Origin of the sequence: Albibacterium bauzanense (genome assembly GCF_004339765.1) — a bacterium.
GTDB lineage: Bacteria > Bacteroidota > Bacteroidia > Sphingobacteriales > Sphingobacteriaceae > Albibacterium > Albibacterium bauzanense.
Genome location: NZ_SMGO01000001.1, coordinates 331334 through 352674, shown reverse-complemented (window position 1 = coordinate 352674; position 21341 = coordinate 331334). Strand labels below are relative to the sequence as shown.

Here is a 21341-nt window from a genome sequence, read left to right as displayed (position 1 = left end):
TTGGTTGAAGAGTGGATTACACGAAATGACTTAATAGCAATACACCACATAAACCAAGTATCGACACGATACTTTCCATGACGGTCCAGGTGGTAAAGGTTTCTTTAAGTGATAGATTGAAATACTCTTTAAACATCCAGAAGCCTGTATCGTTTACGTGAGAGAGCATTAAGCTTCCGGCGCCTACAGAAAGAACCATTAATTCGGCTGGAGCATCGGGTCCGATCATTGGCAGAACCATTCCTGAGGCAGTTAATGCAGCTACAGTTGCTGATCCTAAAGTGACGCGTAATAGTGCGGTAATTATCCAGGCAAGTAATAAAGGAGATAATTGTATGGTTGCTGCAATTTCTTTCACAGTTTCTCCTACTCCGCTATCTACCAGTATCTGTTTAAAGGCGCCACCGGCAGCAATAATCAGAATGATCATGGCAATGCTTTTTACTCCTTCAGAACAAGATTCCATGGCTTCCTTAATAGGCGTATCCTGCACAATTACAGCGATTAAGACCGATGCAAGTAAAGCAACAGTTGGGTCGGCGATAAATGCAAAAAATGTATGCGTAATTGATTCGGGAATAACGCTGGCGCCAATTGTTCCTGCAATGATAATGAATACGGGTAATAGTGCAACTACAAAACTTTTAAAGCCAGATGGTAAGCTTGTATCCGAAGAAAAAGAACCCATATCAAAGCTCACTCCCTTTTCTCTTTTTATGACTAATCGGGGGAAATAAACACCTGCTATGATAGAGATCGGCACTGTTAGAATAAGTCCGTATAAGAGTGTTTTTCCTAAATCAGCATCCAAAATCGCTGCTAAAGCAACCGGACCTGGATGGGGTGGTAAAAAACCATGTGTAACCGATAATGCTGCTGCCATGGGTATACCGATGTATAATTTTGGTAATCCGGTAGCTGAAGCTATTGCAAAAACCAGTGGAATCAATACTACGAAGCCTGCATTGTAGAATAATGGGATACCTACTAATAGGCCGGTAAGTAATACTGCCCATTGGATATTATCATATCCAAAAGATTTCATTAGTACAAATACGATCTTTTTAGCGGCTCCGCTGTCTTCAATCAGTTTACCCATCATAGCGCCCAGTGCAAGCACCATAACCATACTCCCGAGTGTGCTTCCTATTCCATTTCCGATAGAATCCATCACCGTTAATACTGGCATTCCGAGGAATAAACCAGTAAGGATAGCAACAATAAGAAGGGCAATCATTGGACTTAGCTTCTTAAGAATAAGAATAAAAAGCAATACAATGCCTAGGAGTACAATTAGTAAAGACGACATGGTTTAATTGTTCATTTGGTAAAACTGATGCATGGTTTCCTTTAAATTGGAATAAAGGAGTCTAAAGATGGTAAAATTCTCTGAATAAATTTTAGAATTTATTGGGTTTGGTTCAATGGTTTTTAGATTGGCATAATTTGAAGTTGGATATTCCTGGATTAAATTCAGGGTTTTCATAGCTAAAAAAGCGGCGCCTACTGAAGATGCATCTTCAGTTTGAACAACTACCAATTTCTTTGCGGTTATATCAGCAAGTGTTTGTACCCATATATCTGACTTCACAAATCCGCCACTGATGTTGATTTGTGTAATGGGTTCAGCATTTTGCTGAACGGTATCCAGAACATCTCTCATTGCATAGCAAACTCCTTCTAAAACAGCTCTTGAAAAATGTTGCTGACCGTGTTGAAGTTTAACTCCAAAGAAAGTACCGCAACTTTCACTGTCCCAGATAGGTGCGCGCTCTCCGGTTAAGTAAGGTAAAAAGATTAATCCGCTGCTACCTGCTGGCACCTCTCCTATTTGTTTGAAAAGTTGATCATAACTTTCTTCTGTCGGCTTGCCTTCTGTAATATTTTTTAGCCACCATTGCAGAGTAATACCACCATTATTTATCGGGCCACCACAAATGAAAGTCTCCCGATCTAGAATATAACTAAAGGGCATTGATTTTTCGTTTGGCAAAGGTGTTTTACTGGCAATTCGAATAGCACCGCTTGTGCCAATAGTCATTACCGCTACTCCCGGTTTATTGGCCATGCTGGCAAGATTTGCCAGGCAACCATCGCTGGCACCTATTACAAATTGAATGCCTGCTTGAAGAAAACCAAGTTCAGGGTTTTGACTAGTACCATTAAATTCTTTTGTATAATCTGTAGGCACTGGTTCAGACAATACGTTATTATTAATGCCAATTAATGCCAATGCGGATTTGTGCCAAGTTAATTTATTGATATCAAATAAGCCAGTGCAGGATGCTATTGAATGATCAATTTTATATTCCTGAAAGAGTTTATACCAAAGGTATTCTTTGATAGAGATGAATTTATGGGCTTTGTTAAGTAATTCTGGCTGGTTTTCTTTTATCCAGATCAGCTTGCATAAAGGCGACATGGCATGAAGCGGAGTGCCAGTATCGTTATAAATAGCAAGACCTTCGGCAGAATCGCTTAATCTTTTTGCTATATCGGAACTTCTACTGTCCGCCCATGTCATCATGGTTGACAGTGGTTTACAATCTTTATCTACAGCAAGTAAACTATGCATAGCGCTACTTAAACTGATAGCCAAAGGTTGTGAGCCTATTTTAATGATAATCTCTTTAATACTCTCTAAAAAGGCTGCCCATATCTGTTCAGGATCTTGCTCATGATAACCTGGTTTTGGGGAATTGAAGGAATAATACTGTTGAGAAGTTTCAAACGACTTGCATTGAAGATCAACCGATACAGCTTTTACACTGCCTGTACCGATGTCTATTCCTAAAACATACTTCATAGTTGGGGTTTAATGTGCAATATAGAGTTTTTAGAAAAAAATAAGTAGGAAAAAGGACTAGAACTTATTAACATCAGACCACTTGTTAATGATTTTCTATAGCGATCTTAAGTAAAGGAATGTAGATTGTAGGTATATCTGGCATTAATTCTAAAATAGAGGTTGATTTTGTTATTGATTATGGAATTTTTAGGTGTTTTATTTAATAGTAAAGGTGTATCTCTATATAAATTATCATAATTATTTTAATTTATAATAATTATATGTGATTATATTATATATTTTGTTTATAAAACTTGTATTATTTATATTTTAATTTATATATATGTTATAATATGTATTAAAACATATTAATTTATTTTAATTGCAATAAAAATTATTAAAATATGTATATATATTATATTGATATATATAATATATATAAAATATAATATATTTGATATATAGAAATTCACAATTATTGATTTATTAAATAAATATTATGCAAGTAAGTAAAGTAAAAACGATTTTTTTTGGTTGTATCCTGTGTTTTATGCCAACTGTTTTTTTGAAAGCACAAGTAAATGAAACGAAAGCTACTTTAATAGAGGGAATTATAGTTGCTGGGTATGCAGATAATGGAGGCTACTTAAACCTGGTAGGGCCTGCTATTAAATTTACTAATAAACCTTTGACGGTGTTAGTGGGTTTATTGCCAAGTTTGAAGTTCAAAGAAGATAAATCCGATAGTGGGACAAAAAACTCATTGATTACACCAACGCTAGGTTTTGGTCTAACAAGCGTTTATAAACACTTCGCTATTCAAATACCCCTTTTTTATAATGGTAAGACAGCAAGCAGTGATGGTAAATGGAATGTTGGTGTTGGTGTCGGGTATAAGTTTTAAAAAGGTCAATGATCCTTAGGTTCTTGTTCTATTATTAAAGTTTATTTAAATCAAGAGAGGTCTTAGGAAGAATTAGATACAAACTCATCAAAATACTCCCGAATTTGGTATAATATTTAGCAATATGTTCCGAAATATAGCTTTCTCGGCTTTAATCGGCATTTTTAATGCATAAACCTAATTTATAACCAGAAAACCGATAAAGTATGGAAAAGGACTTCAAGGAATTACTGCGTCTGCTTCAGATTAAATCATTAAATGAATTGTTATTCTTCGAGAATGGTAAATTGAAAGGTTATCATGATCTCTATGTATTTAAGTATAAGATGAGGAACTTTTGCGAGATAGTGTATAGTGCAGCAGCCAACTTGACGAATAACTTTACTATCGATCAAATTATTTCAGCATTCAGAAAGTTAACGTTGGATATGGTTTATAGTTTGACTAATAAACAGGAGTTGCTGAGGTATGTAGCTAAATATAAGTAAGTGTTAACCTACTTCTTCTATGGATTGAGATATCTGCTGATTTGTGTTTGGGTCTAAATCTTCATAAACAGAGTTCTTGCTTAAGAACTCAGGAACGATCTTCTTCATCATACGGACTACCTCTTCGTTATTATGATGTAAATTCACTTTTAGCAATTCCTCTATTGCCTTGTTAGCTTGTTTGTAAGGATAATTCTGAACACGGGCAATATTGATTTTCTTATGATGGGTAGCTATAGTTAACTCTGTAGAAGCCAGTAATTCTTCATATAGTTTTTCGCCAGGGCGTAATCCGGTGAATACAATTTCGATATCTTTTCCTTCTTCTAAACCTGCAAGCTGGATCATCTTTTTAGCCATATCCAATATCTTTACTGGTTTCCCCATATCAAACACGAAAATCTCTCCACCCTGCCCCATTGTTTCAGCTTCCAAAACTAGTTGTACTGCTTCTGGAATGGTCATAAAATAACGTGTAATTTCAGGATGGGTAACTGTAATAGGTCCGCCCTTTTCAATTTGTCCACGAAAGCGAGGGATAACAGAGCCATTTGAGCCTAAAACATTGCCAAAACGAGTGGTAATAAAACGGGTTTTACCATGGGGAAAAGAATCAAGTGATTGAGTATAGATTTCTGCCAATCGCTTGGATGCTCCCATTACATTGGTTGGATTTACTGCCTTATCGGTAGATATCATAATGAATTTCTCGATATCAAATTCTACGGATAGGTCAGCAATGTTTTTAGTACCGCCCACATTTACAGCAATGGCTTCAAAGGGATTATTTTCCATTAAAGGTACATGCTTATATGCTGCTGCATGATATACAACTTCGGGCCTGCACACATCGAAAAGTTTATACATCCGGTCATATTCTTTTACATCGGCAATTACAATTTCAATATTAGCATTAGGAAAGTTCTCTTCTATTTCCAACTGAATATTGTATAAAGGCGATTCGGCATTATCACACAATATTAGGAACGAGGGTTTGTAACTAAGTACCTGACGGACGATTTCAGAGCCTATCGAACCTGCAGCGCCGGTTATTAAAATTCGCTTTCCTTTTATATGCTTCTTTACCATATTGCAGGAAATATTAATGGGCTTACGTTGCAGTAGATCTTCGATTTGTAGTTCTCTGATCTGCTTTTTGGCAACTTTTCCAGAAAGCCAGTTTTTAGAAGGTGGAATGGTGAGAACCTGGATACCCAATCGCATACAACACTCAATTACTGTTTGTTTTGACTTTTGATCTAGGTTTTCGTTGACTATTAAAAGCTCGTCAATATTCTTTTGTTTTTTAAGACGTTCCATATCACTAAAGTGATAGACCTTTTTTTGTTCTACATAGCTGTTAAATCGGTTTTGTTCTATATCTATGAATCCTTCTATGATATAGTTCATTTCCTGGTCGTTTTCTAACGCTCGCTTAACTAATACTGCATTTTTATCAGATCCATAGATTAAGACGCGATGAGCTTTTTTATTAGAGAAATGCTGAACCATTGATAAATAAAATGATTTGGCAAGCAGTCTGAAAATGATTAATAAGGTGGAACAAACGAATATATTAATTATTAAGACCTGGTATAAGGCCTTATAATTACCTTTAATAATATGGTCTCCAAATAGTAATACTCCGCTTAGAAATAATAATGTAACAATGAGTGTAGCGAAGAATATGTGAAGTAGGTCAATTGTGTTTGAAAATCGGAGAAGCCGTGTATGTAATTTTAATAAAAAGATTATTGGTAGAGCCGCTAAATTGAAAAGGACTATGTAAGCAGAATAACGTTCAAGGTCTATGCGGAAAAATTCGAACCACTCTACAATAAAAAACGACAGGGTAAATGCACAGGAAATAAGTACCATATCGATAAACAGAATGATTAAGGGGTGAAGATGCTTATCGTTTAATAAGAAATTCTTAATCGGGTTTACATTTAAAGGAGAAAGGTTTTTCATACAATTTATTAATTGTTATGCTCCTAATTATTAATTAATTCATAATAACCAGGTTAACAAAGTTAAATTAACTTAAGTAACCATTAAACTTTTTTATAAAAATACCTAAGTGTAGGTACACCAATTAAGCAATCCTTGGTTTAATTCAATATAAATTTAACCTTTTATTAAGAAATTAACGCTTCCTGAAAGATATATTTTAAATATAAAGGTATATTAACGCTATTTATGATCTTCCATTCATGTAATTCATGGACGAAATCAGGGGCTTCTTCATTAGCGCTTATGGAATAATGAGTATAAAAATCAATACGGCTTGGGTGTTGAGGAGAGCAAGCATTGTAAATTTTTCCGAATGATTCTTGTTCTAGAATGGCATGGCTAATTGCTAAACAATCATTTAAATGGGTCATATTAACAGGAGCCAAACCGTTTGGAATTGAATTCTTGCCTTTTAAGAATCTTCCCGGATTTCTACCTGGGCCAAATAAACCACCAAAACGGAGAATGGTAGTAGTAAAGTCTTTCTGAGCAAGTACAATATTTTCTGCAGAGAACAATGCCTTACCTGATTCGCTGGTAGGTTGTGGAGAATCTAGCTCATTAAATTCCTTTCCAGTATTTTCGTATACGCCTGTAGAACTGATTAAGATAACATGTTTTACTTTATTGCTAGTGGCTGCTTTACAAATAGCTTTAATTTTTTGAGGATAGTAATCTGATTCTCCTGATTTTCTTTTAGGAGGAATGGCGATAAAAAGCACGTCGCTTTGAAAGAATTGAGGATTGTATACCGCGTCTTCTGTGGAAAAGTTGACCTGGTAGCTATCAATTCCTGATTCCTTAAGGGCATTTAACTTTTCACCGGATGTTGTTGATCCTTTTACATGGTATCCTTTTTCTATGAGTGACTTTGCCAGAGCTAATCCATACCATCCACAACCTAATATGCTAACAGTTAATAGTTTATTATTCGAATTCATTCTCTACTTTCTTAATAACCTTGTTCCATCAACTATAGACACTGGATATATTTTCATCTGTTTTCCCATGGCTTTTTCATATGCCAGGGCTGTGCTATTTGAGATTCGATCAATTGCTGAATTTTCTATCAGGTTAATTGTACATCCGCCAAACCCCCCTCCCATCATTCTTGCACCAAGAACTTCCGGATAATTTTTTACAAACTCAACTAAGAAATCGAGTTCCTCACAACTTACTTCGTATTGATTTTTTAATCCTTCATGAGTCTGGAACATTCTGTGTCCAAACTGAGTGTAATTAGCTTCTAATAGATCGCTACAAGCGTCTTCAACACGTTTTATTTCTTGAATAATAAATTCGCAACGATTGTATGTTATTTTATCGACTGGTTTAACGAACTTATCAATCATTTCTAACGTAGCTTGTCTTAAGCTTGTAACTTCAGGATGATGTTTACGGATAAGTTCAACTCCATATTCACATTGTTGCCTTCTCTCATTATAAGCGGATGATGCTAAAGAGTGTTTTACTTGTGTGTCGAATAAGATCAGGCTATAGTCGTTGGTATCAAATGGAACATATTTATACTCGTAGGTTTCGCAATCTAATTTAATGAGCTTGTTTTCTTTGCCGAAAGTGCTTGCAAATTGATCCATCAAGCCACATTTTACACCAACAAATTCATTCTCTGCTGCCTGAGATATTTTAGCTAGTTCGAGAGAACTGAATCCGAGATTAAAAAGATTGTTAAAAGCATAAGCAGTTGTACATTCAACTGCTGCAGAAGATGATAAACCGGCTCCTTGAGGTATATTGCCTCCAAAAACAATGTTAACTCCGCTTACTTTTTTATCTAGTTTTTGCATCTGGTCAATTACTCCCATAATGTAATCAGGCCATAATTTGTCTGAATTTTCTATATGAGATAAAGATGCTATATAGCTATCTTGATAGTCCTGAGAGAAAATATGAACTTCGTTGTCTTCCCTGGCTGCTATAGCAAGAATAATGTATTTATCAATTGCCGCAGGTAATACTAATCCATTATTATAGTCAGTATGTTCACCGATTAAATTTATTCTACCCGGAGAGCAGAATATCAAAGGATCTGAATTATATCTTTTATTGAAAGTTTGCTCTATATCATGAACGATCTTTGCAAGTTCAGGCATGATTGTTTTCATATTTTATTATCTTATTGAAGAATAATTCGCCTCCAGAAGTCTTGAATAAAACCTAAGCCATAGGCAACTAACTGAATTAAAGAAGTAAATACACTTAAAAAAGCAATCTTTAGTGAAGCTGTATTATTCCAGGCATGAAAGAATAAAAGAAGAATATAGATAGCTAATAGTAAGTTACCAAGCTGGGCTATGGGAAGGGAAAGCAAATTTGCGATAAGAGTCGTGAATAAGAACAATACAAACGCTGATGGAAAGAAATGAACAAGCTTTAATTCGCTAGGAAAATGCTTGTAAATATTTATTCTTGCCCTTCCAAAAAAATGTAGCTGTTTGTAAAACTGTTTGAAATCAGTTCTTCTTTTATGGAAGACTTTGGCTTCTGGAATAAGCCCAATTTTAAAGCCTGCCTTTTGTATCCTGATGCTATATTCTATATCTTCTCCTAAACGAGTTAATTTAAAACCGCCAACTTGTTCCCATGCTTTTCTGGAAACTCCCATATTAAAACTTCGGGGATGAAAGGTGCCAATATGGCTTTTGTTACCACGGATACCTCCGGTAGTAAATGGAGATGTCATGGAATAACTAATTGCCTTTTGAATGGGTGTAAAAGAGTCGTGCGCTGCATCCGGGCCACCATAAGTATCTAAATAATGTTCTTTTAGATAGTCATTTACAATATTTAGATAATCGATTGGTATCAGGCAGTCGGAATCAAAGATTATAAAGTAATCGCCTTTTGCACGCTCAAAGCCATAATTACGAGCAAAGCCTTGACCAGCATTCTCTTTGTAAAAATATTGAATATTGATTTTATCAGAGTAGCTTTCGACAATAGTGCGTGCATCTTGTTTAGAGCCATCCTCTATTATCAGGACTTCAAAGTTTTTATATTCTTGTTGCTCTAACGTAAAAAGCAACTCGTCGATCTCTTGAGGACGATTATAAAGTGGAATAATAATCGAAAAAAACATATTATATTACCTTTTCGATTTGATAATTATTTCGTTCGGTGGAGCTTCTTGAAACCAATTCTGCAACAAAGCCTGTTAGGAAAAGCTGGAACCCAACGATAATAGCTACCAGAGCTAAATAGAATAAGGGCTGGTCGGTTACATCTCGATATGTGATATGTGATGAAATTGCACTGAGTTTTTGGATCAATAGCCAAATGGTGATAAGAAATCCTGCAAAAAAACTCACCGCACCCATCGTACCAAAGAAATGCATGGGCCGCTTGCTGAATTTACCTACAAAGAAGATGGAGATTAAATCAAGGAACCCATTGATAAACCGGCTCATTCCAAATTTTGTTTCACCATATTTTCTAGGATAGTGTTGTACAACCTGCTCCCCTATTTTTTTAAATCCTGCCCATTTTGCAATTACAGGTATATAACGGTGCATTTCACCATATACCTCAATATTTTTCACTACCTCTTTTCTGTAGGCCTTTAATCCGCAATTGAAATCGTGCAAATTATTTATCCCCGACATTTTGCGTGTTGCTGAATTAAATAATTTTGTGGGAAGAGTTTTTGATAGTGGATCGTGCCGTTTCTGTTTCCATCCGGAAATTAAGTCAAAGCCTTCTTCTTTAATTCTATTATACAGCTTCGGGATCTCATCCGGACTGTCTTGTAAATCAGCGTCCATGGTAATGACAACATCTCCTTGTGCCATTGCAAAGCCAACATTGAGTGCTGCTGACTTACCATAATTTCTCCTGAACTTTACAGCTGTAACTGATTGAAACTTTTCTTTAAGTCTTTCAATGACAAGCCAAGAGTCATCGGTACTACCATCATCAATAAAAATAAGTTCATAGCTAAACTTATTTTCCCACATTACCCGATCAATCCATGCAGTTAGTTCTGGTAAAGACTCGTCTTCGTTGTATAAGGGTATGACAATAGAAATATTCATCATTTAGTCGTTCAGCTCGTCATTAGTTTCTTCTGCACGGTAAAAAGTAGGTCTGTCTTTTTTAAAGATAGCCGCCCATATCATAGCACCTATAAAGTAGATGATGACTGAAAAACCGATACTTTTAACGATATCCATAAAGGATGGATGAAACTGTTTAACCATGGCTATTTCAGCATCTGAAATGGCTTTATCAATGATTTCCTGATCATCTGTAATCCTTTCCATTAATTCGGTTGTCGCGTTTAATGTCATTTCAGTAATCTTTGATTCATAAGTAGGCTCTATCCACCGTGCAAAGACTATTGAAAAGAAAAACAAAATAATTGTAGGAATAATGAACAGGATGAAGATAGATTTCAGTGCTTCGCTAAATGACCAGAAACCTCCTATTTGCTTTCTTATTTCTAATGTGAAATATACAGCTAATCCTAAGCCAATAACTAATTGGATTGCAGAGTATTTCCATGTACCCATTAATTGTGGGCCTGCATAATAAACGAGTAAAAATATAACTAGATTAATTGCTGTCCAGACTAGACCATATTTGATGGCCAGCGATCTTGCGGAGATAAGGGTGTTTGAATCCATCGTATTTAAGTTTAAGATTGATTATAAGCAACGATTAAAGCAAGTATCGCCGCGTCAAAAGATTTATTTCTACTTGATTTAACATAGCTATCGAATTGCTGTTCAGTTGGTTCAGGTTCTGAGAAAAAACACATAACCGGATAAAACAGATCTGCAACTTCTTGATCTGGATCAAGCTTTCCGGCAACAGCTGCTATTCCTTCGAAATCACTATCTACCAGGATCTGGTTTTCAATAAAAGGTTCATAGATTCGATATTCATCTTGAAATTCATCTTCTTCGACTAATAAGAACTCTTTTAGAAAATCATCTAATTCAGGACTTATTTTTTCGTCTTTGCATTCTCGTAAATAGAGAAGAACGTTTAATAATTCAGTTCCACGGTCAATAGTTTGATCTTCGATACGCTCCCATTCAGGAGACTCAAGATAATCTGCTTCAAGTTTTTCTGCATCAACTGTAAAGAAGTTAATTAACAGTAGATCAAAAAATATTTCACGTAAATCATCGAAATGAATAAAGTCATCGAACACGCGATCTAAGTATTCAACTTTTTCGAGATAGGGCTTATCTATTTTGAAAGCTTCTAGAATGCGTCTGCTAAATACATCTGATTTCTGATTGTTTGCTAGACTATATTCGTGAATAGAGGCTTTAAGTGCTTGTTCTATTTGAGGATTCATAGTGATGATTTTAAAGGATTAAAGTTTTATTTTTATGTATTAATAAACTTACCTTTCCCTTTAACTCTGAATTAAAAAGAGGGTTATTGTTTGCTTTTGAGCGATTAGACTTGCTGTCAAATATCCATAATTCATTCGGATTAATCAAAATTAGATTCGCCTGTTCACCAACTTTAAGTTGGATTGGTTCTATGTTTAGCACCTTCCGTGAATTTATAGCTAGCTTCTCTATAATCAATTCAAGTGATAGTTTTGCTTTTAACAACATAGGTAGAACAGTTTGTAAGCTGGCTATTCCGAATTCGGCTATTTCAAACTCTACTTTTTTATATTCAACTTCGTGTGGGGTATGCTGAGATACGATGGCATCAATGGTTCCATCTTTTAATCCTTTTATCAATGCATCTCTATCAGCCTTAGATCGTAAAGGAGGTCTTACTTTCAGGTTGCTGTCAAATGAAATTAACTCATCGTCTGTTAGAAGTAAATGATGAGCGGCAACATCGCATGTAACTTTAAGACCTTTCTTCTTCGCCTTTCGAATTTGCTCTACGGCCCCTGCTGTACTGATTGTGCTAAAATGGATAGGAGAGTCGTTATATTCAACCAGGAACAGATCACGGGAAATCATGAGCTCCTCTGCCATATTCGGATTTCCTTTCATCCCGAGATAGGTACTCATTTCTCCTTCATTCATTTTAGTTTTTCCTGCAATCGACTTGTCTTCTGAATATGAGAATATCAACCCGTCAAAGCCTTGACTATATAAAAGGGCTCTGCTCATTAATCCTGCATGTTGTAAGCTTCGGTCTCCATCACTGAAAGCGACAGCACCAGCCAATTTCATATCATATAATTCTGCAAGCTCTTTTCCTTCTCTGTTCTTGGTAATAGTTCCTAAGGGATATATATCAACCGGTGCATCTTTGGCACTGTTAACAATAAATGCAATCTCTGAACGACTGTGTAAAGGAGGATTGGTATTGGGTTGTAAAACCACCCCTGTAAAACCACCGGCTGCTGCGGTAGCGCAACCTGTTATAAAATCTTCTTTTGTTTCGAAACCCGGTTCTCCAAAATTTGCATTCAAATCAAAAAAGCCAGGTGCCAGGAACTGGTTTTCACCAGCTATAAGCTTAGTTCCCTTGCTAACCGTAAGTTTTCCAGGTGCTTCAATGGCTTTTATAATTCCATCTTCAATTAAAACATCAGCTGATTGTTTATAGAACTTAGAATCAGGAAAAAGAATATTAGCAGATTGAATAATCAGTCTTTCCATAGGTGTAGGTGAAGTTTAGGGATTGAGATAATCTTGAGAAATGGAAGGTCATCAATAATTCAGAACTATTCCTTGCGAGAAGGAATAAAGAAATTTGTTTAAGACAAAACAAAGATTGCTTTTGGATATCTTCCATTAAAGAACAAAAATACAAAATACTCGTTAATGAATAACGAATATTTTGTATTTCTCAAAATTACTTAGATCCAATAACTGTATTGTTTGGAAGAATAGCTTTTTTCTTAATAACAACAATACCATCTTTTACGGTATGTGTTTCAAAATCACCATCTTCTATGTGTTCTCCGCCAGTAATTCGAACATCGTTTCCAATACAAGCACTTTTATCGATAATGCAATTATCAATATAGCAACGTTCGCCTACACCAACAAGTGGCCTATTTGCCTTTTGAGCTGCCACTATATCGTCCAGGTTTTGATAATGATCTGAACCCATCATGTAAGTATTTCGTATTACTGTTCCCTTTCCGATTCTGGAACGTACGCCTATTACTGACCGTTCTATTTTATCTGCATTAATAATGCATCCTCCTGCTACGATTACACGATCAAGTAAACAACCTGCATATTTTGAAGGTGGAAGCATTCTTGAGCGTGAATATATTGTGTTTGAATCAAATAAGTTAAATAGAGGAATATCGTCTGTTAAACCAATATTTGCTTCAAAGAAAGAATCAATATTCCCGATATCTGTCCAGTATCCATCATATTGAAAGCTATATACGTCTGAATGTTCGATTGCATGAGGTATTAATTCTTTGCCAAAGTCAAGTCCATCGGTTGTTTCCAATAAATTTAATAACTCATGTTTATTGAATACATAAATTCCCATGGAAGCCAGATACTCTCTGCCCTGCCCTTTCATTGAATCGCTTACTTCAGAGCTCCAGTCGACCAACAACTCAGTTTTTGGTTTCTCTATAAAGGAAGTTATCCGGTCGTTTTCATCCGATTTTAGAATTCCAAATGAGGTAGCATCTTTCGCATTTACCGGAATAGTTGCTAAGGTAATTTTTGCATTCTTTTCGATGTGAAAATCAATCAACTTTTGGAAATCCATTTGATAGAGTTGATCTCCTGAAAGAATAAGAATGTATTCATATTCATGCGCTTCAAGATACCTGTTTATTCGTCGAACAGCATCGGCTGTTCCTTCATACCATTTATCCCCATCGTTTGTTTGCTCAGCAGCAAGAATATCAACAAAACCCTTCTCAAAAACACTGAAATTATAGGTGTTTTTAATATGTGAATTTAAGGAAGCTGAATTATACTGTGTAAGAACAAAAATACGGTTGTAACCTGCATTTAAACAGTTAGAAATAGGTATATCAACCAATCGGTATTTTCCGGCTATGGGCACAGCCGGCTTTGAACGCGTTAACGTTAAAGGATTTAAACGAGTTCCTCTTCCTCCCCCTAAAACAATGGAAATCACATTGGGTTTCATAAGCGATTAATTAAGTTTTCATATAACTGTATATATTTCATTGTAGAGCTTTTCCATGAATAATCCAGCTTCATGTTTTCTCTTTGTAATTTATTAAATACTTTTGACTCTTCATACAGTTTTAATCCGCGTTTTATTGCTTGAACCATATTACGTAAGGAAACTTCTTCAAAAACAATTCCGTTGGCCTTATTCTTCGATAAATCGGTTACTGTATCCTTTAAACCTCCAATGCTCCGAACAATAGGAATGGTGCCATAACGCATGGCATATAATTGATTTAGGCCACAGGGTTCTACTCTGGAAGGCATAATTAAATAATCAGCAGATGCATAAATTTGATGCGAAAGTTTTTCATTATATCCAATAATTACTGCTGTATTTCCTTTCTCACGTAGGTGGGTTAAGGCTTCCTGTATATGTATATCTCCAGATCCTAAGACGATAAAGTTTATTTTTCCGGTAAATTTTTGCGCTAATTCCTGAACAAAGCCTGGTAATAAATCTGCTCCTTTTTCGAGTGCAAAGCGCCCGATAAATGCCAATAATGGTAATTCCAGATCTAAACCATAGCTTTCACATAAGGCCTTTTTATTGCTTTTTTTACCCGTTATTACTGTTCTAACACTGTAGTTTTTATGAAGGAATGGATCTGTTTCAGGATTCCATATCTCTTCATCGATACCGTTGATAATTCCATAGCCTTTCTCTTTTTCAGAAAAGAAAAGACTTTCAAGACCGTTTGCTTCTTTAAAAAGTTCTTTTAAATAACCCGTCGAAACTGCATTATAAGCCCAACAGCATTTAATGAGAGAAGCTAATGGATTAATATTTTTATCCCAGTCTAATAAACCCCATTTATTGGAATCAAAGGAGGGCATTAAAATAGCTTGTTGCCAGCCCATCCATCCCTGGTATTGAGCATTATGGATGGTAGCAAGGGTCGGGATGCCTTTTAATGATTTAAATTCTTCTGCATTTTCAATAAAAAAAGGAACAAGGCCACTATGATGATCGTGACAATGAAATAAATCGGGTGCAATATTTTGATCACTTATCCATTTCAGCAATGCGTGCTGGAAGGCTATGAATTGATTACTTTCATCCGGATAACTATATATTTCAGTACGATCTAATAGTCCGGGAATTTTGACCAAATAGATTTCAAAACCCAAAATATTTGTGGTTTCTTTTAAAATTGCGAATGAGTAAAATTGTGAACCTTGCTTAAATTCTGACTCGTATACTTTCTCGAACTTATGGTCTCTTACAAATGGCTTGTCATACCAAGGCATAATAACAGCTGCCTGGATACCCAATAGGTTTTGATATTTTGGCAATGCTCCTACTACATCGCCCAAGCCACCAGTTTTTGCAACAGGATAGCATTCTGCGCTGATATGAAATACCTTCATAGCTGTATTAAATTAGATTTGGTTGTCGCTTTAAAACTAATCCTCCTAATGGTGGTAGTTTTATAATGGCAGAGTGTGCATGTCCCATCCAAGCGATTGGTTCACTTAAAACAGAGTCCTGGACAACTCCAGAGCCATAAAACTCGAGATCGTCTGAGTTAAGAATAACATCCCATTGTCCGGATGCGGGTAAACCAACCCGGTAATCATTGTGTGTAACTGGTGTTAAATTTAGGATTACTAATAAGTTTGCATCTACATGATGGCCCTTTCGAAGGTAAACAAGTACAGAGTTTTGAGCATCTCCATATTCTATCCATTCAAAACCTTCTTGTCGAAAAGATACTTCATATAATGCCGGTTCAGATTTATAAATGGTATTTAGTTTTTGGATAAATTTAAATATACCAATATGTGGTTCATATTGCATCAAATGCCAATCGAGCGACTGATTAAAGTTCCATTCAGAAGTTTGAGCAAACTCAGAGCCCATAAATAATAGCTTTGTTCCCGGATGCGTGTACATATATAAATAAAGTGCACGAAGATTAGCGAATTGTTGCCAATTATCGCCTGGCATTTTGTATACAAGCGATTTCTTTCCATGTACTACCTCGTCATGAGAGAGCGGTAACATGAAATTTTCAGTAAAGGCATAAACGGTACTGAACGTTATTTTTCCATGGTCATATCTTCGAAAGAGAGAATCTCCACTAAAATAATCAAGTGTGTCATTCATCCATCCCATCATCCATTTCATTCCGAAACCTAATCCATTTTGAAAAGTCGGACTGCTAACGCCTGTCCAAGCTGTTGATTCTTCTGCGATGGTTTGAACATCTGGAAATTCGCTATATACTGTTTCATTAAATTCTTTAAGGAACGATACTGCCTCTAAATTTTCTCTGCCACCCAGCTCATTGGGTATCCACTCTCCCTCTTTTCGAGAATAATCGAGGTATAACATAGAAGCGACCGCATCTACCCTTAAGCCATCAACATGATATCTGTCTAACCAATAAATAGCATTGCTGATTAAGAAAGATCTTACCTCATTTCTGCCATAATTGAAAATGTATGAATTCCAATCGGGATGATAGCCCTGTTTAGGATCTGCATGTTCATATAAAAAGGTTCCATCAAACTTATGCAAACCATGGGCGTCTCCCGGAAAATGAGATGGCACCCAATCTAAAATTACTCCAATATCATTCAAGTGAAGTTGTTCTATTAAGTACATTAATCCTTGTGGTGAGCCAAAGCGAGCTGTTGGAGCGTAAAAGCCTGTAATTTGATAGCCCCATGACGGACTGTAAGGATGCTCCATAACAGGCATAAACTCTACATGTGTAAAGCCAGCCTCTAAGATATAAGGAATCAGTTTTTCAGCTATTTCTTCATAGGTCAGAAACTTAGATGGATTAGATATATTTCGCATCCACGAGCCTAAATGCATTTCATAAACAGCTAGTGGCACATTCAAAGCATTTTTCAAATGACGGATTGTCATCCAATCATTATCTTTCCATTCATACCAGGTAGTATTTACTACAGACGCTGTTAAAGGTGGTTCTTCCCATTGAAAAGCGAATGGATCTCCTTTTTCAAGTACCTCACCCGTTTTTGTACTAATGGCATATTTATAGATTTCTCCATTCTTTACTTGAGGAATAAAGCCTTCCCAAATGCCTGATTGGTCCCAGCGTAACAATAACGGATGGGAAAAACGATTCCAACCATTGAAATTTCCTATGACTGAAACGGCATCAGCATTGGGAGCCCAAACAGCAAAATAAGTTCCTATTTGCTGGTTAAATTGCAGCTCATGAGCGCCAAATTTTTCGTAAAGCTTATAGTGTTTGCCTGCGCGAAATAGACTGATATCAAAATCAGAAAACTTAGAATAAGCTTGTACAGAATTTAGCATAGTTAGATTTTTGGTGGTTATTTAAGTAGCATGCTTTTAAACCTTTTTCCTATAACAACTGTACTACCAAGTTCGTTTTGACTAAAGTTGATTATTTCATTGTCAACAAGTACAGTCTTTAATTCAAAAGGTAAGCCAATAATATTAACACGGTATTCATGGTACGACTCTGTATATAAACCTTCAACCTCTTGTGTAATCTCTAAGGAACTTGCAGTACCCTTAACTATGAATTTCTTATTTACGTATCCCTGATGTTCATAAGCAAATGAATCTCCTTCATCTTCGTATAAACTTGATTCAACATGTGATTCTGAATAGAATACATTTAAATCAAGGATCTCAATTGTTTTCTCATTTACATATTGCATGACAGGATGCTCTGGCAATACAGTGCCTGCTTTAATAAAAATCGGCATTTTATCTAGTGGAGTGTCAAATTGATGCTCCATACCTCCAGGTATTAAAGCATGTGTCCAGTAGTCATACCACTTGCCTTTTGGAAGGTAGATTGTTTTCTGTTGCTGACCGGCTTCTAAAACAGGGGAAACAAGTATTTTATCACCAAAAGCAAATTCTTCTTCTCGTTGCAGATTACTTACCTCCTCTTGCTCAAGCATAATTAGAGGATTTAGAATGGGTGAGCCATCATGGGCATGTTGCCTGAAAACAGTATAGATGTAGGGTAACAGTTTATATCTTAGTTGAATAAACTTTCTATTTAGTTTCTCGTATTCTTCACCAAAGCTCCAAGGTTCTCTTTCTGCTGTATCGCCTGCAGAATGTGCACGCATAAAAGGAGAAAAGACCCCAAATTGAATCCATCTTGTAAACAATTCTGCAGTAGGTTCGCCACTAAAGCCACCAATGTCAGTTCCACAAAAAGGCAAGCCTGACATCGATAAGCGCTGTAACTGCAAGGATCCCATTTTTAAATGCTCCCAGGTTGCAACATTATCACCTGTCCATACTGATGCATAGCGTTGAGTGCCTGCATAGGCGGCTCTGGTAATGGTAAAAGGCCTTTTGTTGGGTTGAAGTTTTTTCAATCCATCGTATGTTGCTCTAACCATTTGCATTCCATAGATGTTATGTGCTTTTCTATGAGACCCATGGTGACCATCGTAATTATGACGAACATCATTTGGAAATACCCTGCCACCAAAAACAGCAGGTTCATTCATATCATTCCAAACACCCGCTACTCCACTTTCAACTAATCCTTCATACAAACCTCCCCACCAGGCGCGGACTTGTGGGTTGGTGAAATCAGGGAATTGACAACGACCAGGCCATACATATCCTTCCATAAAATAATCATCCCCTCTTCTACAGAAGTAGTTGTTTTTTTTACCTTCCTGAAATACCCAGTAATTATCATCTACTTTTATTCCAGGATCAATCATTACGACAGTTTTAAAACCATCTTTAGCTAAATCCTGAATCATCCCTTTTGGATCAGGAAAATAACGCTTATTCCATGTAAAACACCGGTATCCCTCCATATAATCAATATCGAGATAGAGCGCATCGCAAGGAATTTGGCGATTCCGGAATTGAAGTCCAAGGTCTCTTACTTTACTTTCCGGGTAATAGCTCCACCGACATTGGTGATAGCCCAATGCCCAGGTAGGTGGTAAATAATGGGTGCCTGTAAGATTATGGTAACGTTTTATTACATCCGTCATAGAGGGTCCGTGAATATAATAATATTGAAGCTCTCCTCCTTCTGACCAAAAGCTAGTTTGATCTGTTTTTTCACTAGCAAAGTCAAAGTAAGTTTTAAATGTATTATCAAAGAAAATTCCATAAGATTCTCCTTCGTGTAGACTCAAATAGAAAGGAATGCTTTTATATAGAGGATCTTGATTAAATGAAAATGAATAAGTATCAGAATTCCAATTCGTTAAGCGCCTGCCCTTTAAATTTAAATGGCTAGCCTTATCCCCTAATCCAAAGAAACCTTCATTTTCCTTTGCTTGTTTGGTGCAATAAACGTAGTAACCTCCAAAGTCATCGTTTTCTTCCCAGTGCATGGGAGCGTGATCTTGATTGGTTATTTTTCCATCTCTATTTTCAAAAGAAATATGAAAGTTTTCTTTATTCAGTACACAGGTTACCGTGTTGGTTTTCACCCGATAGTTCTCATTATCTTCATCTAGTTCATACAAGTCTACATGTTGATTTACATTATCAACTGCGTATGAAAAATCGGAAAGAAAACTGGAGTTAGGAGCCAAACGAACTCTGATGATCTCATCGCTTACAACTTTAATTTCTACTGTAGCTTTATTATCATGGAAATAAAAGCTATTACCTTTCTGAAGATACTGAGTTATTCTACCCAAATACTTCTTTTCAATTTTGGGAGGATCAAGTACAGGATTATTAACATGATGTATGTCCTCTTCATATTGATCGCTTATTTTTTCTTTTAAACTTTTAGTCACTCTAAACTCTTCCACCATATTAATTCGATTCTGTTTTTTTTTAAGATATATCGTAAGCAAATTACATTATTTACATTAGTAAACAAATCGTATTTTACTATAAAATATTGGCTTGAGTTTCCGATGTTCTTTTTGTAAGACTTTGATGATAACAACCATTGTTTAATTGGTCGTAGAATTAAATGAATGAATTATTCTCGTGATTTTGGAATATTTCAACTAAAGCGAGTTATTATTTAGATTTTTATTTGGTATTGTCTAAATTGCAATTATATTTGCAATATATAGTGCTATTAATAATTATCTCCACAACATGAATTACACCTTCACACATCACTTACATTTCCATCGCCATTGTGGCGATATAAAATAGTATGTTTCTACGTGGAGCGTAACCCCAATGTTTAATTTTATTAATAATATATCTTTTGAAAGCATTAAAAATTGCCATACAAAAATCTGGCCGTCTAAACGAAAAATCTGTAGCACTTCTTAAAAATTGCGGATTAAACTTCGAGAACTATAAAAGTTCACTTATCACTTCTGTTAATAATTTTCCGCTTGAAATTCTGTTCTTGCGCGATGACGATATTCCTGAATATGTTCAAGATGGCATTGCCGATTTGGGTATAGTTGGAGAAAACGTAATTCAGGAAAAAGAGGTAGATGTTGAATACCTTCAAAAACTTGGATTTGGGAAATGCACTTTAAAAATTGCTATTCCAAAGGGAAAGAATTATGAATCGTTACAAGAGTTGAATGGCAAATCAATTGCTACTTCTAATCCGATAATTTTACAGAAATTCTTGACAGAGAATAAGATTGATGCTAGTATTCGTACGATTTCAGGGTCGGTTGAAATTTCACCCGGGTTAGGTTTGAGTGATGCTATCTGTGATATTGTATCAACCGGCGGGACTTTAAAAAGTAACGGCTTAGAACCTTTTGCAGATGTATTATCTTCGCAAGCGGTCTTGATCGGTAAGAAAGATATCAAACATGATTCGATCGTTGAAGAATTATTACAAAGAATTCAATCTGTTTTACGTGCCAGTGAAACTAAATATGTGGTATTAAACGTAGAGCGCAAAAATCTACCTTCTATTTTAACCCTTTTACCAGGTGTGAAAAGCCCAACTATTATCCCTCTTGCAGAAGAAGGATGGGTTGCAGTACATACAGTTATTTCTGAGCAAGATTTTTGGGAAAAAATCAATGCTTTAAAAGCATCTGGTGCACAAGGAATTGTGGTTATGCCAATAGAAAAAATTATTGTGTAA

General features: G+C 35.9%; 17 protein-coding genes. 3 read left to right on the top strand and 14 right to left on the bottom strand.

Annotated elements, in window-relative coordinates; all coding sequences use genetic code 11:
- Positions 1-16: 16 nt before the first annotated feature.
- Positions 17-1309 (bottom strand): gluconate:H+ symporter, encoded by a 1293-nt coding sequence (locus C8N28_RS01550; RefSeq protein WP_132220872.1) that lies wholly within the window; start codon positions 1307-1309, stop codon positions 17-19.
- Between the two features lie 3 nt (positions 1310-1312).
- Positions 1313-2806: a gluconokinase gene (locus C8N28_RS01545; protein WP_132220870.1), complete on the bottom strand. Its 1494-nt coding sequence runs from the start codon at positions 2804-2806 to the stop codon at positions 1313-1315.
- 532 nt (positions 2807-3338) lie between these two features.
- On the opposite strand from C8N28_RS01545, the gene C8N28_RS01540 reads away from it, so the two are divergent.
- Complete coding sequence (locus tag C8N28_RS01540) at positions 3339-3692, top strand: hypothetical protein (protein WP_132220868.1); 354 nt, start codon at positions 3339-3341, stop codon at positions 3690-3692.
- 206 nt (positions 3693-3898) lie between these two features.
- Positions 3899-4180: a hypothetical protein gene (locus C8N28_RS01535; protein ID WP_132220866.1), complete on the top strand. Its 282-nt coding sequence runs from the start codon at positions 3899-3901 to the stop codon at positions 4178-4180.
- A 3-nt stretch (positions 4181-4183) separates the two neighbouring features.
- Here the strand turns inward: C8N28_RS01535 and C8N28_RS01530 are convergent, their stop codons facing one another.
- The 12 genes from C8N28_RS01530 to C8N28_RS01475 all read right to left on the bottom strand — a co-directional run bounded on the left by C8N28_RS01530 (position 4184) and on the right by C8N28_RS01475 (position 20079).
- Positions 4184-6151 carry a polysaccharide biosynthesis protein gene (locus C8N28_RS01530; RefSeq protein WP_132220864.1) on the bottom strand — a complete coding sequence of 656 codons (1968 nt, stop codon included), beginning with the start codon at positions 6149-6151 and terminating at the stop codon, positions 4184-4186.
- A gap of 167 nt (positions 6152-6318) precedes the next feature.
- A complete protein-coding gene (locus C8N28_RS01525; RefSeq protein WP_132220862.1) occupies positions 6319-7134 on the bottom strand; it encodes an NAD(P)H-binding protein in 816 nt (271 codons plus the stop codon).
- Between the two features lie 3 nt (positions 7135-7137).
- Positions 7138-8319 carry a galactokinase gene (gene galK / locus C8N28_RS01520; RefSeq protein ID WP_246012693.1) on the bottom strand — a complete coding sequence of 394 codons (1182 nt, stop codon included), beginning with the start codon at positions 8317-8319 and terminating at the stop codon, positions 7138-7140.
- Positions 8320-8330: 11 nt separating this feature from the next.
- On the bottom strand, positions 8331-9293 hold the full coding sequence (locus tag C8N28_RS01515; protein WP_132220860.1) for a glycosyltransferase: 963 nt from the start codon (positions 9291-9293) through the stop codon (positions 8331-8333).
- A 1-nt stretch (position 9294) separates the two neighbouring features.
- Positions 9295-10245, bottom strand: coding sequence for a glycosyltransferase family 2 protein (locus C8N28_RS01510; RefSeq protein WP_132222470.1), 951 nt, complete (start codon positions 10243-10245; stop codon positions 9295-9297).
- Between the two features lie 3 nt (positions 10246-10248).
- Positions 10249-10836: a DUF4199 domain-containing protein gene (locus C8N28_RS01505; protein WP_132220858.1), complete on the bottom strand. Its 588-nt coding sequence runs from the start codon at positions 10834-10836 to the stop codon at positions 10249-10251.
- Positions 10837-10847: 11 nt separating this feature from the next.
- Entirely contained in the window at positions 10848-11519 is a 672-nt protein-coding gene (locus C8N28_RS01500; RefSeq protein ID WP_132220856.1) for a hypothetical protein, read from the bottom strand.
- Between the two features lie 10 nt (positions 11520-11529).
- Positions 11530-12798: a dihydroorotase gene (locus C8N28_RS01495; RefSeq protein WP_132220854.1), complete on the bottom strand. Its 1269-nt coding sequence runs from the start codon at positions 12796-12798 to the stop codon at positions 11530-11532.
- A gap of 196 nt (positions 12799-12994) precedes the next feature.
- Positions 12995-14269: a glucose-1-phosphate adenylyltransferase gene (locus tag C8N28_RS01490; protein ID WP_132220852.1), complete on the bottom strand. Its 1275-nt coding sequence runs from the start codon at positions 14267-14269 to the stop codon at positions 12995-12997.
- The gene (locus C8N28_RS01485) at positions 14266-15684 is read right to left on the bottom strand and encodes a glycogen synthase (RefSeq protein WP_132220850.1); all 1419 of its coding nucleotides are present in this window, start codon (positions 15682-15684) and stop codon (positions 14266-14268) included. The genes C8N28_RS01490 and C8N28_RS01485 overlap by 4 nt, the downstream gene beginning before the upstream one ends.
- 7 nt (positions 15685-15691) lie before the next feature.
- Positions 15692-17611, bottom strand: coding sequence for a 1,4-alpha-glucan branching protein GlgB (glgB, locus tag C8N28_RS01480; RefSeq protein ID WP_132220848.1), 1920 nt, complete (start codon positions 17609-17611; stop codon positions 15692-15694).
- Positions 17612-17628: 17 nt separating this feature from the next.
- Positions 17629-20079, bottom strand: coding sequence for a glycoside hydrolase family 31 protein (locus tag C8N28_RS01475; RefSeq protein ID WP_132220846.1), 2451 nt, complete (start codon positions 20077-20079; stop codon positions 17629-17631).
- 410 nt (positions 20080-20489) lie between these two features.
- On the opposite strand from C8N28_RS01475, the gene hisG reads away from it, so the two are divergent.
- A complete protein-coding gene (gene hisG / locus C8N28_RS01470; protein ID WP_132220844.1) occupies positions 20490-21341 on the top strand; it encodes an ATP phosphoribosyltransferase in 852 nt (283 codons plus the stop codon).

Excerpts from the sequence above, each read along its gene's own strand:
- C8N28_RS01550 (WP_132220872.1), bottom strand. The coding sequence starts at position 1,309 with ATGTCGTCTTTACTAATTGTACTCCTAGGCATTGTATTGCTTTTTATT.
- C8N28_RS01545 (WP_132220870.1), bottom strand. The coding sequence starts at position 2,806 with ATGAAGTATGTTTTAGGAATAGACATCGGTACAGGCAGTGTAAAAGCT.
- C8N28_RS01540 (WP_132220868.1), top strand. The coding sequence starts at position 3,339 with ATGCCAACTGTTTTTTTGAAAGCACAAGTAAATGAAACGAAAGCTACT.
- C8N28_RS01535 (WP_132220866.1), top strand. The coding sequence starts at position 3,899 with ATGGAAAAGGACTTCAAGGAATTACTGCGTCTGCTTCAGATTAAATCA.
- C8N28_RS01530 (WP_132220864.1), bottom strand. The coding sequence starts at position 6,151 with ATGAAAAACCTTTCTCCTTTAAATGTAAACCCGATTAAGAATTTCTTA.
- C8N28_RS01525 (WP_132220862.1), bottom strand. The coding sequence starts at position 7,134 with ATGAATTCGAATAATAAACTATTAACTGTTAGCATATTAGGTTGTGGA.
- galK (WP_246012693.1), bottom strand. The coding sequence starts at position 8,319 with ATGAAAACAATCATGCCTGAACTTGCAAAGATCGTTCATGATATAGAG.
- C8N28_RS01515 (WP_132220860.1), bottom strand. The coding sequence starts at position 9,293 with ATGTTTTTTTCGATTATTATTCCACTTTATAATCGTCCTCAAGAGATC.
- C8N28_RS01510 (WP_132222470.1), bottom strand. The coding sequence starts at position 10,245 with ATGAATATTTCTATTGTCATACCCTTATACAACGAAGACGAGTCTTTA.
- C8N28_RS01505 (WP_132220858.1), bottom strand. The coding sequence starts at position 10,836 with ATGGATTCAAACACCCTTATCTCCGCAAGATCGCTGGCCATCAAATAT.
- C8N28_RS01500 (WP_132220856.1), bottom strand. The coding sequence starts at position 11,519 with ATGAATCCTCAAATAGAACAAGCACTTAAAGCCTCTATTCACGAATAT.
- C8N28_RS01495 (WP_132220854.1), bottom strand. The coding sequence starts at position 12,798 with ATGGAAAGACTGATTATTCAATCTGCTAATATTCTTTTTCCTGATTCT.
- C8N28_RS01490 (WP_132220852.1), bottom strand. The coding sequence starts at position 14,269 with ATGAAACCCAATGTGATTTCCATTGTTTTAGGGGGAGGAAGAGGAACT.
- C8N28_RS01485 (WP_132220850.1), bottom strand. The coding sequence starts at position 15,684 with ATGAAGGTATTTCATATCAGCGCAGAATGCTATCCTGTTGCAAAAACT.
- glgB (WP_132220848.1), bottom strand. The coding sequence starts at position 17,611 with ATGCTAAATTCTGTACAAGCTTATTCTAAGTTTTCTGATTTTGATATC.
- C8N28_RS01475 (WP_132220846.1), bottom strand. The coding sequence starts at position 20,079 with ATGGTGGAAGAGTTTAGAGTGACTAAAAGTTTAAAAGAAAAAATAAGC.